The sequence below is a fragment of the Streptomyces sp. ITFR-6 genome (assembly GCF_031844725.1).
GTDB lineage: Bacteria > Actinomycetota > Actinomycetes > Streptomycetales > Streptomycetaceae > Streptomyces.
Genome location: NZ_CP134612.1, coordinates 7,298,414 through 7,313,698 on the forward strand (window position 1 = coordinate 7,298,414; position 15,285 = coordinate 7,313,698).

A 15,285-nucleotide genomic window follows, 5' to 3' on the forward strand; every position below is an offset into this window, starting at 1 on the left:
CCTCCGCACCCGTCCGAACGCTCCGCACACCCCTTTCGCAAAGGAAACCCGACCTCATGCTGCGCATCGCCGTCCCCAACAAGGGTGCTATCTCCGGGCCTGCGATGGCGATGCTCCATGAGGCCGGCTACAAGCAGCGCAAGGAGTCCAAGGAGCTCGTCCTCGTCGACCCCGAGAACCAGGTGGAGTTCTTCTACCTGCGCCCGCGCGACATCGCGATCTACGTCAGCTCGGGTCGGCTCGACATCGGCATCACCGGCCGTGACCTGCTCCTGGACTCCGGCGCCGAGGCCGAGGAGATCCTCCAGCTCGGCTTCGCCCGCTCCACCTTCCGCTACGCCACCAAGCCCGGCACGGCCGCCGGCCCGCAGGACTTCGACGGGCTGACGATCGCCACCTCCTACGAGGGCATCGTCGCCAAGCACCTGGCCGAGACCGGGGTCAACGCCTCCGTCGTCCACCTGGACGGCGCCGTCGAGACCGCGATCGAGCTCGGTGTCGCACAGATCATCGCGGACGTCGTCGAGACCGGCACCAGCCTGCGTAACGCGGGACTCGAAGTCATCGGCGAACCGATCATGAAGTCGGAGGCGGTCGTCATCCGCCGCACCGGCGCCCCGGTCGACGAGCCCAAGGTGCAGCAGTTCCTGCGCCGCCTCCAGGGCGTCCTGGTCGCCCGCAGCTACGTGATGATGGACTACGACTGCCGCGTCGAGCACCTGGAGCGCGCGGTCGCCCTCACCCCGGGCCTGGAGTCGCCCACCATCTCCCCGCTGCACCACGAGGGCTGGGTCGCCGTCCGCTCCATGGTCGCCTCCAAGGAAGCGCAGCGGATCATGGACGACCTGTACGACCTCGGCGCCCGCGCCATCCTCACCACGGCCATCCACGCCTGCCGGCTCTGACGGGCGGGACACGGAAGAAGACCATGTCAGCCCCCGCACCCTCCCTCCCGGTCACCTTCCGGCCGACCCGCACCCGCGTGGTCCTGCTGAGCGTCGGCGTGATGATGTTCGCCGTCATCACCGTCGTCGCCTTCACCCTGGAGCAGCTCAGCAACGGGGAGCGGGCCAGCTTCGTCTTCACCGCGCTGGTCTTCCTCGGCGTGCTGGCGCTGCTCAGTCGCCCCAAGGTCGTCGCGGACGACAGCGGGGTGACCGTGGTTAATCTCACCCGTACCCGGCGGCTGTCCTGGGCCGAGATCGTGCGCGTCAACCTGCGCGTCGGTGACCCCTGGGTCTTCCTCGACCTCAGCGACGGGACGAGCATGCCCGCCCTCGGCATCCAGCCCGGAATCGCCAAGGAGCAGGCCATTCGCGACGCCCGCGCGCTCCGCGCCCTCGCCGAGAACCACGGCACGGGTACGGACAACGGCTGAGCCCCCTGCCCCGCAGGGCCTCTTGTTGATTACTCTGGGGGGCGGCGGCGCCCTGTGGCGCCCCGCCCCCACCAGAGGTCTCCGAGACCCGCGGGGCTTTCCTGCGACCCAAGGAGTGACTCCCTCCAGCAATGGACGGATCTTCCGGTAGTACCTGCGCCGCCCCTTCTGTGGAGGCGGCGGCATGACCACCCCCCTGCTGCTTCTCAGCGCGGCATTCCTTCTCATCCTCGCCAACGGATTCTTCGTGGCAGCCGAATTCGGGCTCGTCACCGTGGAACGGGCGGACGCCGAGCGCGCCGCCACCGAGGGCGACCGGCGAGCCCGTACCGTCGTCGACGCCCTGCGCGAACTCTCATTCCAGCTCTCCGGCACCCAGCTCGGCATCACCATCACCTCACTGGTGGTCGGCATGCTCGCCGAGCCGGCCCTCGCCCAGCTGCTGGAGGGCCCACTCACCCTGACCGGTCTCCCCGACGGTGCCGTCCCCGGCATCAGCGTGGTGATCGGCATGCTCCTCGCGGCCGCCGTCCAGATGGTGATCGGTGAACTCGTACCGAAGAACTGGGCGGTCTCCAAGCCGCTCCAGGTGGCCCGGTTCGTCGCCGGACCCCAGCACCGGTTCACCATGGTCTTCCGGCCCGTGATCGGGCTGCTGAACACCGTCGCCAACCGGCTGGTGCGGCTGCTGGGCGTGGAGCCGACCGACGAACTGGCCTCCGCCCGCACCCCGGGCGAGCTCGTCTCGCTGGCCAGGCACTCCGCCGAGGCCGGCACCCTCGAACAGGACACCGCCGACCTCTTCGTACGGACCCTGTCACTCGCCGGCCTCACCGCCCAGCACGTCATGACCCCGAGGGTGAAGGTCAGCGCCCTCCAGACGTCCGCCACCGCGGCCGACGTCCTCAACCTCACCCGCGCCACCGGCCTCTCCCGCTTCCCCGTCTACCGGGAGCGCATCGACGAGGTCGTCGGCATGATCCACCTCAAGGACGCGCTCGCCGTTCCCTCCCGGGACCGGCTGCGCACCACGGCCGGCCGGATCGCGGTGCCCCCGCTGCTGGTCCCGGAGACGCTACCCGTCGAGCAGCTCCTCCAGCGGCTCCGCAAGGAGCAGCCGATCGCCGTGGTGGTCGACGAGTACGGCGGCACCGCCGGGGTCGTCACCCTTGAGGACATCATCGAGGAACTGGTGGGGGAGGTCAGGGACGAGCACGACGCCGAAGGCGCCGACCGCCCGGAACTGGCCCCCGCCGCCCCCGAGGACGGCAGGCCGGCCTGGGACGCCGAGGGCAGCTGCCGAGTACTCACCCTGCGCCGGATAGGGCTCGACGTACCCGACGGCCCGTACGAGACCGTGGCCGGTCTCGTCGCGGACCTGCTGGGCCGGATCCCCGCCCCCGGGGACCGGGCCGAACTGCCCGGCTGGCGGATCTCGGTCCGCCAGGTCGGCCACTACCGGGCCGAGAAGGTCCGCTTCGTACGGCTGGCCGGGGTCAACGAGCACGTCACCGCGGAACCGGCGGCCCACGGCGTCCTGGAGGCGGCGCGATGAGCCTGGTCCAACTGCTCTTCGCCGGACTCCTGGTCCTCGCGAACGGCTTCTTCGTCGGTGCCGAGTTCGCCCTCGTCTCGGTGCGCCGCAGCCAGATCGAACCGCTCGCGGCAACCGGGTCCAGCCGGGCCCGGCAGGTGCTGTACGGCCTGGAGAACCTGCCGCAGATGATGGCGGCCGCCCAGTTCGGCATCACCATCTGCTCGCTGACCCTCGGCGCCGTCGCGGAACCGACCGTCGCCCAGCTGCTGGAGCCGGTCTTCCACGCGGTCCACCTGCCCGAGGGCCTGATCCATCCGCTCGGCTATGTGCTGGCGCTGGTCTTCGTCGTCTTCCTCCATCTCGTCATCGGTGAGATGGTCCCGAAGAACCTGGCGATGGCCGCCCCGGAGAAGACCTCGCTGTGGCTCAGCCCCGGCCTGGTCGGCTTCGCCCGCCTCTGCCGCCCGGTCACCTCCGCGCTGGGCGCCTGCGCCCGGGTGGTGCTCCGGCTCTTCGGCGTCGAGCCGAAGGACGAGGTGGAGGCCGTCTTCACCAGCGAGCAGCTCAACCGGCTGGTCGAGGACTCCGGACAGGCCGGGCTCCTGGGGCCGGACGCGCAGGAGCGGCTGGAGGACGCGCTGGAGCTGGGCAGCAGGCCCGTCACCGATGTGCTGCTGAGCCGGGCGAACCTGGTGACGGTCGACCCCTCCGTCACCCCGCACCGGATCGAGGCGCTCACGGTGCGGACCGGCTACTCGCGGTTCCCCGTCTGCGCGGAGGGCGGCGGCCCGTTCATGGGCTACCTGCACGTGAAGGACGTCCTCGACCTGGAGGACGGCGAGCGGGCGGTCCCGCAGCACGTGTGGCGCCCGATGGCCACGGTACGGGCCGAACTCCCGCTGGACGACGCCCTGACGGTGATGCGCCGCGCCGCGACGCACCTCGCTCAGGTCGCGGACGCCTCCGGCCGGGTACTCGGCCTGGTCGCCATGGAGGACGTCCTGGAGATGCTGGTCGGTGAGGTGCGGGACCCGGCCCACCGGGTCTCCGAGCCGCGCCGCACCGGGGAGCGGCAGACCGGCTCGGACGAACTCACCGCCCTGGTCGGCTGAGGCTCCCGGGCCGTCGGACGGGTCAGCTGGCCCGCCCGACAGCCCGGGATCACACCGCCGGCCGCTCCGGGGGCCGGCGCCCGGACAGCACCTCGCCGTACGCCTGCATCAGATCCGGCAGCCGCAGCGTCGCCAGATCGTCCCGCGTCGGCACCGTCGCATAGCCGGAGAGCCGCAGATCGCGGTAGGCGCAGCTCTTCTCGTACAGCGTGCGCAGGAACCGGCCGTTGCCCAGCTCGTCGAGCCAGCCCTGGTCGACGACATGGCCGCTGATCGCCCGTAGCTCGTCCAGCGACTCCTCGTCCCACGCGTCGCCGTTCTCCTCGGCCAGGACCTCACCGATCGAGGTGAGCTCCAGCGGGCGGTAGCTGGGGAAGTCCACCCGGGTGGTGAACCGCGAGGACAGTCCCGGGTTGGTGGCGAGCAGCCGGTCCATGCCCTCCGGGTATCCCGCCAGGATGACGACGAGATGGTCCCGATTGTCCTCCGCCCGCTTGAGGAGGACCTGCAGGGCCTCGTCCCCGTACGCGTCGCCCTTGCTGTAGCCCGTGTTGGAGAGGCTGTACGCCTCGTCGACGAACAGCACCCCGCCCAGTGCGGAGTCGATCAGCTCATTGGCCTTGACCGCCGTCTGGCCCAGGAACTCACCGACCAGGTCCGCCCGCTGGGCCTCGACCAGATGGTCCCCGCCGAGCAGGCCCAGCGCGTAGAACACCCGGCCCAGAATGCGGGCCACCGTGGTCTTCCCGGTGCCGGACGGTCCGGAGAAGACGAAATGCCGCTTCGGCGGCTGTACGGGGAGCCCCTGGCCGGCCCGCAGCCGTGCCATGTTCAGCTGCGCGGACAAGGCCTTGACCTGACGTTTCACCGGCTCAAGCCCGACCATTCGCTCCAGCTCGGCCAAGGCCTCTGCCAGCAGCACCGGATCGCTCGGCCCTGCCGGGAACAGTGACGGCGCCGACTGGCCCGGCACCGAGGTCTTCTCCCGCGCCCCGCCGGGCGGAGGCGACACCCCGACCCCCGGCAGATCCTGCGGATCAGCGCCGCCGGGGCGCGGATCCCGGCCGTCCACCAGATCGGTGCCCAGGATCGAATCGCCGTCCGGCTGGGCCTCCACGTACGCGCCGTCGCCGCCCAGACCGGTCAGCGACACCGCGGCCAGCCCGGAGAACTCGTCGGAGCCGTCGAGCCCGTCGTAGTCCGCGATCGCGGCCAGCCGCGCCGAGGTGTCCATGAACGCCGGGTCGATCCGGTGCACGGCCCGGTACAGCGGCAGCGCGGCGGCGCTGCGGCCGGTCCCCTCGTGCGCGCGGGCCAGCCAGTAGCGCAGCTCCTTGCGCTGCGGCTGCTCGCTGCGGCAGCGCATCAGCGCGGTGGAGAGCAGCGGTTCGGCCTGTCCGTACATCTCCAGCCGTACCCGGGCCATACCGCCGAACAGTCCCGCCTCGATGCCCAGCAGCGGGTCCTCGATCAGCTGCTCCGTATGGCGTACGAGCTGCTCCCAGTCCTTGACCAGGTAGGAGCGGCAGGCGTGCAGGAAGCGGACCTGCGCGTCGGCGTCCACCGGCGGCAGTCCGGCCAACGCCCGGTCGAGCTCGGGCACATGGCGTCCGTCCAGCCAGTGCGAGGCGTGCGCAAGCAGCAGATCGCGCGGGCTCTCCAGCACCGGCTGCACCCACCAGCCCAGCCAGTACCAGGAGTTCAGCGTGCGGCGGTGGCGGCCGCGCTGTTCCCCGAAGCGGTCACGGTGGCTGTACATATGCAGCAGCGCCGATGTGGTGTCGACCCGCAGCGCGTGGAGGCCCAGCCAGGCGTCCGCCATGCCGGGATCGAGCTGTACCGCGGCTCTGAATTCCTCCTCCGCCTGCGGGTAGGCGCCCATCGTGTAGGCGTCCACGCCGCGCAGCCAGGCGAGGTCGGCCGGGGCCTGTGCGCCCTGCGTGCCGATGTCCATCTGGTCCCCCACAAACCGTGCCCCCAGGATGTCCCGCCGCACGGCTGCCCGCCGAGGCGTGCCGAACCGCTGTGCCGCGAACGGGAATTGACCGCACCGAGAGGCATCGTACCTGCGCAGGGAGTGTCCGACTAAGGGCGCCGCAGGCTGAAGAGGGGACGTGACCCAGGGTGAGCGCGATGGGATGAAAGGCGGCCGGGAACGGGCGCCGGGCACAGAACGAAGCCCCCGATCACGGGGGAACAACCGGGGGCTTCGCGTCTGCGGGGGCTCCGAAAAGCCGCACATTGAGAACGTAAGACCTGTACCGCCCCGGGTCAAGCAGAGCCGGGGCACTTCCGGACCGATTTCCGACTGCTCGGTATGGCGGCGCCGATTAATCACTTTGGGTGATGGAGCGACTCGCTTTTGCTGTCGCACCGGATCCCATCAACCACTCGTACCCCACAGGCAACTGACGCACCAACGTTTCGGCCGAGGGGCGCGAGGGATCGGCCGAGAAATGAGCCGATTCAGCGACGGTCCAGTCGTCCCAGAACGCCATCAGGGCCGGACCGTCCCGCCGCCGGCCCCGTTCCCATGACTCGGCGGCGGGCAGATCCATCCACAACAGGTGTGCGAGGAAGGGGCGCAGCGCCCGCCGTCCGGCGCCGACCCCCTCGATCAGGACCACCGGGGCCGGTTCCAGGGTGCGAGGCGGGCCGAAGCGCCGGGTGGGCCAGTCGTACGGCTCGTAGCGCGCGGGCTCCCCCTGCGACAGCGGCCCGATGACCTGGCTCCGGAGCCGGTCCGTCCAGTCGAACGTCTCCTCGTGGCTGGCCAGATCGTCCAGGTGGAGTACGGGCGCGCCGTCGAGCGCCGCCGCGAGCCGGGCGGCGAAGGTGCTCTTACCCGATCCCGCGTGGCCGTCGACGGCGATCAGCCGGACCGGTCCGCAGGAAGGTGGCAGGGTGCGCAGCCGTAGGGCGTGCTGCGAGAGGTCGCTCATCCGTCCAGCCTACGCGTCCGTCCGGCCGATGATTCCGTCCGGACTGTGCGCCCGGTGCGGAGCCGCCGCAGGTCACGCCAGTGGTCGAGACCAATATTGGTCCGGCGGCGCGAGCCGAATCGCTGGTCGAACCGGGGGAGGAGCCGCAATAGTTGGCGCACTGTCGTGCACCTGAAGCCCCATTCCGCTTACGACCGGGGGTCTCGCCCATGCCCAGTCCGACCTCACGCCGAACCGTGCTCGCCGCCGCCATCGCGGCCGCGGCCGGAGCCGGAGCGGTGTCGTCCACCGCTTCCGCGGCCGCCGCCGTCCCCTCCTCCGCCCCGCACCACGCACCCTCGACGGCGGCAGCTTCCGTGGACAACCACTCCTGGAGTACGTACACCGACTGGCGCTGCGGTTCCGGCGCCGGGACCCGAGCGGTCGCGGGCCGCCGGGCGGGCCTGGTGATCGGCCACCCGCTGGGACGTACCGACTACACCGACCCGCACACGGGTACGACAGCGGCCTGGGAGTACGCGACCTGGACCTCACCCGTCCACCGCTCCGCCGTCCCGGCCACCGAGGCGATCGCCTCCTGGAACGCGCACACGCCCGCCGGCACCTGGATCCAGATCGAGCTCAGGGGCACCTACTCGGACGGTACCGAGTCCCCCTGGTACGTCATGGGGCGCTGGGCGGCCGGCGACGGCGACATCCGCCGCACCTCCGTCGACGACCAGAGCGACGGCAAGAGCTCCATCTGGACCGACACCTTCTCGGTGGACGACGCGGCGAGCGGCCTGCGGCTCGCCTCCTACCGGCTGCGGCTGACCCTGTACCGCACCCCCGGCAGCCGGCTCACCCCCACGGTGTGGCGCCTGGGCGCGATGGCCTCTGACGTCCCCGACCGCTTCACCGTGCCCGCCTCCGTCCCCGGGCTGGTCCGGGAGCTGCCGGTGCCGCGCTACTCGCAGAACGTGCACGCGGGCCAGTACCCCGAGTACGACAACGGCGGCGAGGCGTGGTGCAGCCCCACCTCCTCGCAGATGATCATCGAGTACTGGGGCCGCCACCCCAGCGCGGCGGACCTCGCCTGGGTCAAGCCGGGGCTGGCGGACCCGCAGGTCTGCCACGCGGCGCGGTTCACCTACGACAACCAGTACGAGGGCTGCGGCAACTGGCCGTTCAACGCCGCCTACGCCGCCACGTACGAGGACATGAGCGCCGTGGTGACCCGGCTGGGCTCGCTGAAGGACCTGGAGACCCTGATCCGGGCGGGGATTCCGGCCATAACGTCGCAGTCGTTCCTGAAGGAGGAGCTGACGGGTGCGGGCTACGGCACCTCCGGCCATCTGATGACGGTGATCGGCTTCACCGCGGACGGCGACGTGATCGCCAACGACCCCGCGTCCCCGGACGACGAGGCGGTGCGCCGCGTCTACAAGCGGCACGAGTGGGAGACGATCTGGCTCCGCACCAAGCGCTACAACGCGAGCGGCAGTGTGGTGTCCGGCACAGGCGGCGTCTGCTACCTGTACTTCCCCGCGCACCCGACGCCCGCCCAGCGCCGGGCTCTGGCGGCTGTCGGCATCCGCTGACGCGCTCCGGCGTCCCCGGGGCAGTGACGCAGGTCTCTACCCCGGGGGCCGGTCCGGCTGGCACTGTGGTGGGGTCCTCGGGGGACACCGACTGCCGGCCGACCGAACGAGATGCCATGACCGCGACTGCCGCCGCAACCACCACCACCACCCGCCGCCGTACGCGGACCGGCGGGCCCGGGGACCGCTCCAAGCTGCTGGAGAACGTCCTCGGCTGGACGCTCGTCGTCGTCATCGCCATGTTCGTCACGCAGACCGGTCTGATGTGAGCGGCGGGCGGACGTGACGGTGGGCGGGGAGCCCGCCCGACTCCCCGCCCACCGTCATGCCCGCCGTACCGAGGTCAGCTGATGGCCTTGATCAGCTCGCCGTCGGTGGTGTCACCGCTGAGCTCCCAGAAGAACGTGCCGCCGAGGCCCTGCTCGTTCTTGTAGTCCATCTTGGTGCCGATGGTGGCCGGGGTGTCGTAGCTCCACCAGTTGGTGCCGCAGAGCGCGTAGGCCGTGCCGCCGACGGTGTCGGTGGCGGGGCAGCTGTTCTTGAGGACCTTGTAGTCCTCGATGCCCGCCTCATACGTACCCGGGGCGGCGCCGGTCGCCGTGCCGCCCGGCTCGGCCTGGGTGACGCCGGTCCAGCCGCGGCCGTAGAAGCCGATGCCGAGCAGCAGCTTCGACGCGGGGACGCCCTCGGCCTTCAGCTTGGCGATGGTCGCCTCGCTGTTGAAGCCGTCCTTGGGGATGCCCGAGTAGGAGTTCAGCGGGGAGTGCGGGGCTGTCGGGCCCTTGGCGTCCCAGGCGCCGAAGTAGTCGTACGTCATCGGGTTGTACCAGTCGACGTACTGTGCGGCGCCGCCGTAGTCGACGGAGTCGAGCTTGCCGCCGTCGGAGGCGTCCGCGCTGATCGCCGAGGTGACCAGGTTGTCGCTGCCGAACTTGGAGCGCAGGGCTGACAGCAGGTTGCCGTACGCGTCGGGGCCGCTGGTGTCGCACGTCAGGCCGCAGTCGTTGGGGTACTCCCAGTCGATGTCGATGCCGTCGAAGACATCGGCCCAGCGCGGGTCCTCCACCAGGCTGTAGCAGGAGTCCGCGAACGCCGCCGGGTTCTTCGCGGCCTCACCGAAGCCGCCGGACCAGGTCCAGCCGCCGAACGACCAGAGGACCTTGAGGTCCGGGTGCAGCTTCTTCAGCTTGCGCAGCTGGTTGAAGCTGCCGGCCAGGTCCTGGTCCCAGGTGTCCGCGACCCCGTCGACCGACTGGTCGGCCGTGTAGGTCTTCTCGTAGTCGGCGTAGGAGTCACCGACCGTGCACTTGCCGCCCTGGACGTTGCCGAAGGCGTAGTTGATGTGCGTGAGCTTGTCGGCCGAGCCCGACGTCTCGATGTTCTTGACGTGGTAATTGCGGTCGTAGACGCCCCAGTCGGTGAAGTAGCCGACCACTTTGCTGCCGGCCGCGGTGGGGGCGGCGGGCGCTGCCGCCGGGGCGGCGGCCTTCACGTCTGCGGGGGCCGCTCCGGCGGACCCGGTGCCCGCGACGCCCAGCAGGGCGGCGCCCAGGGCGGTGGTACAGGCGGCAGCGGCGAGCGCCCGGAGGCGGGCTCCCGGGCGGTGCAGTCCGATCATCGTTGCTCCTCGTGGGGGAGGGGACTTGCCGGTGGACGACCGGCTCTCCGCGCTCGCACGTAATTGGCATGAACGCGGAAAGCTGGTTCGCGGTGAACCGTAGATGGACTAGACCAGTTGGGTCAATGGTTCGGACCAATTCCGCTGACCGTCCGCCAGGACGGCCCGCACCCGCCCGACGTGGCCGAAGTGCCCTGTCACCCAGTGACGGATACCGTCCTATCGGGCATACTCAAGCCGCCACGGCCGCTGACCGGCACCTCTCGCAATCCGGGAGGGCAACATCGGCTGGACCGCAGTCTTTTCGGGCCCCGCCCGTAGATCCCCCGGCGGCGCCGCACACACCCCGCGCGCGCGACCGCCGCAACGCCCGACAGGGAGGAGAGCGCCGTCATGCCCGACCATGCCCCGCAGTCAGTGGAACGCCGTCTGCCCACCGAGGAGTCCAGGCAGCTCATCGCGCTCGTCCGCGACATCGCCCAGCGGGAGATCGTGCCCCGGGCGGCCGAGGAGGAGGACGCCGGCCGGTTCCCGCGCGAGGTCTTCACGCTGCTCTCCGGCTCCGGACTGCTCGGACTGCCGTACGACTCCGCCCATGGCGGCGGCGACCAGCCGTACGAGGTGTACCTCCAGGTCCTCGAAGAACTCAGCTCCGCCCGCCTCACCGTCGGGCTCGGCGTGAGCGTCCACTCCCTGGCCTGCCACGCGGTCGCCGGATACGGCACCAAGGAGCAGCAGGCCGAACACCTCCCGGCCGTGCTCGCGGGCGGCCTGCTGGGCGCCTACTGCCTCTCGGAGCCCGCCTCCGGCTCGGACGCCGCCTCGCTGCGGACGAAGGCCGTACGGGACGGGGACAGCTGGGTCATCACCGGTACCAAGGCGTGGATCACCCATGGCGGCGTCGCGGACTTCTACACCGTGCTGGCCCGTACCGGCGCCGACGGCGCCCGAGGGATCACCGCCTTCCTCGTTCCCGGCGACGCCGAAGGACTGAGCGCGGCCGTCCCCGAGAAGAAGATGGGCATGAAGGGCTCGCCCACCGCCCAGCTCCACTTCGACGGTGTCCGGGTCCCGGACGCGCGCCGGATCGGCGAGGAGGGGCAGGGCTTCGCGATCGCGCTGTCCGCACTCGACTCGGGGCGGCTCGGCATCGCCGCGTGCGCCATCGGCGTGGCCCAGGCGGCGCTGGACGAGGCCGTCGCCTACGCCACCGGGCGCAAGCAGTTCGGCCGCCCCATCGCGGACTTCCAGGGGCTGCGGTTCATGCTCGCGGACATGGCCACCCAGATCGAGGCGGGCCGGGCGCTCTATCTGGAGGCGGCCAGGCTGCGCGACGCGGGCAGTCCGTTCTCGCGGCAGGCGGCCATGGCCAAGCTGTTCTGCACGGACGCCGCGATGCGGGTCACCATCGACGCCGTCCAGGTCCTCGGCGGGTACGGCTACACGCTGGACTTCCCCGTCGAGCGGCTCATGCGCGAGGCCAAGGTGCTGCAGATCGTCGAGGGCACCAACCAGATCCAGCGCATGGTCATCGCCCGCCACCTCGCGGGCCCTGAGACGCACTGACCCGCAGCGGCCGGTCCGACCACACGGGCGTCGTCATGATCCGGTTCCACTCCTGGTCATGGCGGCCCGGCATGGTCCTGCCGGTGCCCTCCCAGTGCCGGAGCATCGCCCGGTAGATAGGCGGATCGGTCGAGTGGGGCACCTGGCGCGGCGGCTCCGACTGCGGCGCAGGCGAGGATCCGGGCTGCGGAACCGATTCTTCGGAGGCCGGAACGGCGAGACGGCGTCGGCCGGGGCCGGCCGTGGAATGCAGCAGGGTCATGCCAGGCCAACGCCGGGGGGCCGGGCCAGGTCACTGTCCGGCCGATTCGGGCGCCCGTTCGCCAGGTCCCCGGGCGGCTCGGGCGCCGGAACGCGCCCTTTCGCCGGCCGCACCACGCCGGCCGGGCCGTCATGATGCGGGCGCGGTCGCGTCGCGTCAGCCGGTTCGCCGTCCCGCGGAGGCGGCGGCCGGGATCAGGCGGCCTCGCGCCGGACCTGGTGCGGCATCCGGAACGGGCGGGAGGCGCTGCCCCCGGCGTGCGAGAACGGCTGCATCCTCCAGTCGAGCCCCTGAGGGAGCGTCAACAGCAGGGCCGTCTCCTGCTCCTGGGCTTCGGGCGACTCGTCGGCGGGCCGCGCCTTCGAAGCCGGACGGCCGGTACCGGCGCACACCGTGAGGACGAACGGGTTCCACGGAGACGGGCACAGCGCGTGCTCCGGCAGCGAGGTCTCGTCCGCCAGGAGCGCGATCGGCTGTGCGCAGTCCGGGCAGGTGACCCGGTACATCTCAAGCGTGTCGTACGCGTCGGGCGCGGTGTCCTCGAACGGATCAACGGGCTCCGGTTCGGTACGTCCGGTGACCTTCAGGCTCTGCATGGAAATTCCCCCCTCGGGTGGGCCGACAAGGCGCCGTGGCCTCGGCCAAAGCAAGCACTTCCCGTCGTGGATCGGCCGCAACCGCGAGGTGCTCGGCTACCGACCCGTAAACCTGTGGCATTCATCACATGACCACCACGGGGTGCCCCTCGGCGGCTCCCGCGGCTGTGCCTGAAGGGGCCCGGGGCCATAGATTGATCCATATGGAGGAGCTGGACCGTCAAATCGTGGAGTTGCTCGTCAAGGACGGGCGGATGAGCTACACCGACCTGGGCAAGGCCACCGGCCTGTCCACCTCGGCCGTTCATCAGCGGGTCCGCAGGCTGGAGCAGCGCGGGGTGATCCGGGGCTATGCCGCGGTCGTCGACCCCGAGGCCGTCGGCCTGCCGCTGACCGCGTTCATCTCGGTCAAGCCCTTCGACCCGAGCGCCCCGGACGACATCGCGGAGCGGCTCGCCGGAGTCCCGGAGCTGGAGGCGTGCCACAGCGTGGCGGGTGACGAGAACTACATCCTGAAGGTGCGCGTAGCGACCCCGCTGGAGCTCGAACACCTGCTGACGCGCATCCGCTCGCTCGCCGGTGTCTCCACCCGCACCACGGTCGTCCTCTCCACTCCGTACGAGGCACGGCCACCGCAGATCTGAGGGGCCGGGAACGGGGCGGCACCCGGCAGGCGGGAGACTGGTCACCATGACCGAGAGCACCGCCCCCCAGAGCGAACACCGCACCGTGCTGCTGCGCGGTGGAGACGTCCACAGTCCCGCCGACCCCTTCGCCACCGCCATGGTGGTCGAACGGGGCCATGTCGCCTGGGTGGGCTCGGAAGGGGCCGCCGACGCCTTCGCGGGCGGCGTCGACGAGGTGATCGACCTCGACGGGGCGCTCGTCACCCCCGCGTTCACCGACGCCCACGTCCACACCACCTCGACCGGCCTGGCCCTCACCGGCCTTGACCTCTCCGGCGCCCGCACCCTGGACGAGGCCCTCGCTCTCGTACGTACGTATGTGGCGGCGCACCCCGCGGAGCGGGTGGTCCTCGGACACGGCTGGGACGCCACGCGCTGGCCGGAGGGGCGTCCGCCCTCGCGCGCGGAGCTGGACGCGGCGGCCGGCGGCCGGGCGGTCTACCTGCCCCGGATCGACGTGCACTCGGCGGTCGCCAGCACCGCGCTGCTGGACCTGGTCCCCACGATCGCCTCGATGGCCGGCTACCACCCGCGGGAGCCGCTGACCGCCGCCGCGCACCACGCGGTGCGCGCGGCCGCCCACGGCGCCGTCTCGCCGCTCCAGCGGGCCGAAGCCCAGCGTGCCGCGCTGGACCGCGCGGCGTCCCTGGGCATCGGCACGGTCCACGAGTGCGGCGGCCCCGACATCTCCGACGAGGAGGACTTCACCGCGCTGCTGAAGCTCGCCGCCGGACATCGCGGACCGCGGGTCTTCGGCTACTGGGCCGAGCGGGTCGCCGACGAGAAGGACGCCCGGCGCGTCCGGGAGCTGGGCGCGGTCGGCGCCGCCGGGGACCTCTTCGTCGACGGCTCGCTCGGCTCGCACACCGCCTGCCTGCACGAGCCGTACGCCGACGCCCCGCTGACCGGCACCGCCCACCTGGACGCCGCGCAGATCGCGGCCCATGTCGCAGCCTGCACGGAGGCCGGGCTGCAGGCGGGCTTCCACGCCATCGGGGACGCCGCGCTGAGCGCCGTCGTCGAGGGCGTCAGGGCAGCCTCGGAGAAGGTGGGCCTGAGCCGGGTGCGGGCCGCCAGGCACCGGATCGAGCACGCCGAGATGCTTACCCCCGAGACCGTCGCCGCTTTCGCGGAGCTGGGACTCACCGCCTCCGTCCAGCCCGCGTTCGATGCCGCCTGGGGCGGTGAGGAGGGCATGTACGCCCAGCGGCTGGGTGCCGGGCGGGCGAGGACCCTCAACCCGTACGCGGCCCTCCTGCGGGCCGGTGTGCCCCTCGCGTTCGGCTCCGACAGCCCGGTGACCCCGCTCGACCCGTGGGGGACCGTGCGGGCCGCCGCGTTCCACCGGACGCCCGAGCACCGGATCTCCGTACGGGCCGGCTTCACCGCCCACACCAGGGGCGGCTGGCGGGCGGTCGGCCGCGACGACGCGGGCACCCTGGTGCCGGGCGCCCCGGCCGACTACGCGGTCTGGCGCACCGAGGAGCTGGTGGTCCAGGCCCCGGACGACCGGGTCGCGCGCTGGTCGACCGACCCCAGGTCGGGGACGCCGGGACTGCCGGACCTCAGCCCGGGGGCCGCGCTCCCGGTCTGCCTGCGCACGGTCGTGTTCGGACAAACTGTCTACGTACGGCCGAACGAGTGATGTGCGGACATTTCGTACCGCCGATCGAAGGTGTCCCGGTTCTCCCGCGACCTGGGGATCTCCGGTACTGACCAGGCAAGTTCGGTAAAGGGCGCAGGTCAGGCAACTATTGACAGAATGCGCCCACCGGCCGGTAGGTTCGGCCGAGTCCACCACAGGACGTCCGACCGGTTAAACCTCCACGCAGTCGTCGAACGCCGCTGGGTCGTGGGGTGGTGTGCCGCACCGGCGCACCACCACTCACAGCCAGGTTCAGCGCCCGCGCCTCGGGGGCGAGGGAAGGTTTCAGCCGGACGGAGGGTGCGACCCGGGTGGGGCCCGGACGTTCAGTAGACAACGGCTCTAGGTCGATCCGCAGCCGGC

At 71.5% G+C, this 15,285-nt stretch carries 13 protein-coding genes; 9 read left to right on the forward strand and 4 right to left on the reverse strand.

Annotation, left to right across the window (positions count from 1 at the left end; genetic code table 11):
• Positions 1 to 56: 56 nt before the first annotated feature.
• The 4 genes from hisG (at position 57) to RLT59_RS33270 (ending at position 4,027) form a co-directional block, all read left to right on the forward strand.
• The gene (gene hisG, locus RLT59_RS33255) at positions 57 to 905 is read left to right on the forward strand and encodes an ATP phosphoribosyltransferase (RefSeq protein WP_311306819.1); all 849 of its coding nucleotides are present in this window, start codon (positions 57 to 59) and stop codon (positions 903 to 905) included.
• A 23-nt stretch (positions 906 to 928) separates the two neighbouring features.
• The gene (locus tag RLT59_RS33260) at positions 929 to 1,378 is read left to right on the forward strand and encodes a PH domain-containing protein (RefSeq protein WP_311306820.1); all 450 of its coding nucleotides are present in this window, start codon (positions 929 to 931) and stop codon (positions 1,376 to 1,378) included.
• Positions 1,379 to 1,562: 184 nt separating this feature from the next.
• Positions 1,563 to 2,933, forward strand: coding sequence for a hemolysin family protein (locus RLT59_RS33265; protein ID WP_311306821.1), 1,371 nt, complete (start codon positions 1,563 to 1,565; stop codon positions 2,931 to 2,933).
• Positions 2,930 to 4,027: a hemolysin family protein gene (locus RLT59_RS33270; protein ID WP_311306822.1), complete on the forward strand. Its 1,098-nt coding sequence runs from the start codon at positions 2,930 to 2,932 to the stop codon at positions 4,025 to 4,027. Before RLT59_RS33265 ends, RLT59_RS33270 begins: the two co-directional genes overlap by 4 nt.
• A 49-nt stretch (positions 4,028 to 4,076) precedes the next feature.
• On the opposite strand, the gene RLT59_RS33275 is transcribed toward RLT59_RS33270, so the two are convergent.
• Together RLT59_RS33275 and RLT59_RS33280 are read right to left on the reverse strand one after the other, a co-directional pair.
• Positions 4,077 to 5,981, reverse strand: coding sequence for an AAA family ATPase (locus RLT59_RS33275; RefSeq protein ID WP_311306823.1), 1,905 nt, complete (start codon positions 5,979 to 5,981; stop codon positions 4,077 to 4,079).
• A 376-nt stretch (positions 5,982 to 6,357) separates the two neighbouring features.
• Entirely contained in the window at positions 6,358 to 6,969 is a 612-nt protein-coding gene (locus tag RLT59_RS33280) for a uridine kinase family protein (RefSeq protein WP_311306824.1), read from the reverse strand.
• Between the two features lie 209 nt (positions 6,970 to 7,178).
• On the opposite strand from RLT59_RS33280, the gene RLT59_RS33285 reads away from it, so the two are divergent.
• A complete protein-coding gene (locus RLT59_RS33285) occupies positions 7,179 to 8,549 on the forward strand; it encodes a C39 family peptidase (protein ID WP_311306825.1) in 1,371 nt (456 codons plus the stop codon).
• 116 nt (positions 8,550 to 8,665) lie between these two features.
• A complete protein-coding gene (locus tag RLT59_RS33290; protein WP_311306826.1) occupies positions 8,666 to 8,818 on the forward strand; it encodes an SCO1431 family membrane protein in 153 nt (50 codons plus the stop codon).
• Between the two features lie 74 nt (positions 8,819 to 8,892).
• Here RLT59_RS33290 and RLT59_RS33295 read toward each other — a convergent pair whose 3' ends face one another.
• Complete coding sequence (locus tag RLT59_RS33295) at positions 8,893 to 10,167, reverse strand: glycoside hydrolase family 18 protein (protein ID WP_311306827.1); 1,275 nt, start codon at positions 10,165 to 10,167, stop codon at positions 8,893 to 8,895.
• 393 nt (positions 10,168 to 10,560) lie between these two features.
• On the opposite strand from RLT59_RS33295, the gene RLT59_RS33300 reads away from it, so the two are divergent.
• Complete coding sequence (locus RLT59_RS33300; RefSeq protein WP_311306828.1) at positions 10,561 to 11,733, forward strand: acyl-CoA dehydrogenase family protein; 1,173 nt, start codon at positions 10,561 to 10,563, stop codon at positions 11,731 to 11,733.
• A 456-nt stretch (positions 11,734 to 12,189) separates the two neighbouring features.
• Here RLT59_RS33300 and RLT59_RS33305 read toward each other — a convergent pair whose 3' ends face one another.
• Positions 12,190 to 12,591: a hypothetical protein gene (locus RLT59_RS33305; protein ID WP_311306829.1), complete on the reverse strand. Its 402-nt coding sequence runs from the start codon at positions 12,589 to 12,591 to the stop codon at positions 12,190 to 12,192.
• Between the two features lie 203 nt (positions 12,592 to 12,794).
• On the opposite strand from RLT59_RS33305, the gene RLT59_RS33310 reads away from it, so the two are divergent.
• Positions 12,795 to 13,235, forward strand: coding sequence for an Lrp/AsnC family transcriptional regulator (locus tag RLT59_RS33310; protein ID WP_024493538.1), 441 nt, complete (start codon positions 12,795 to 12,797; stop codon positions 13,233 to 13,235).
• A gap of 46 nt (positions 13,236 to 13,281) precedes the next feature.
• Entirely contained in the window at positions 13,282 to 14,922 is a 1,641-nt protein-coding gene (locus tag RLT59_RS33315) for an amidohydrolase (RefSeq protein WP_311306830.1), read from the forward strand.
• Positions 14,923 to 15,285: the final 363 nt, after the last annotated feature.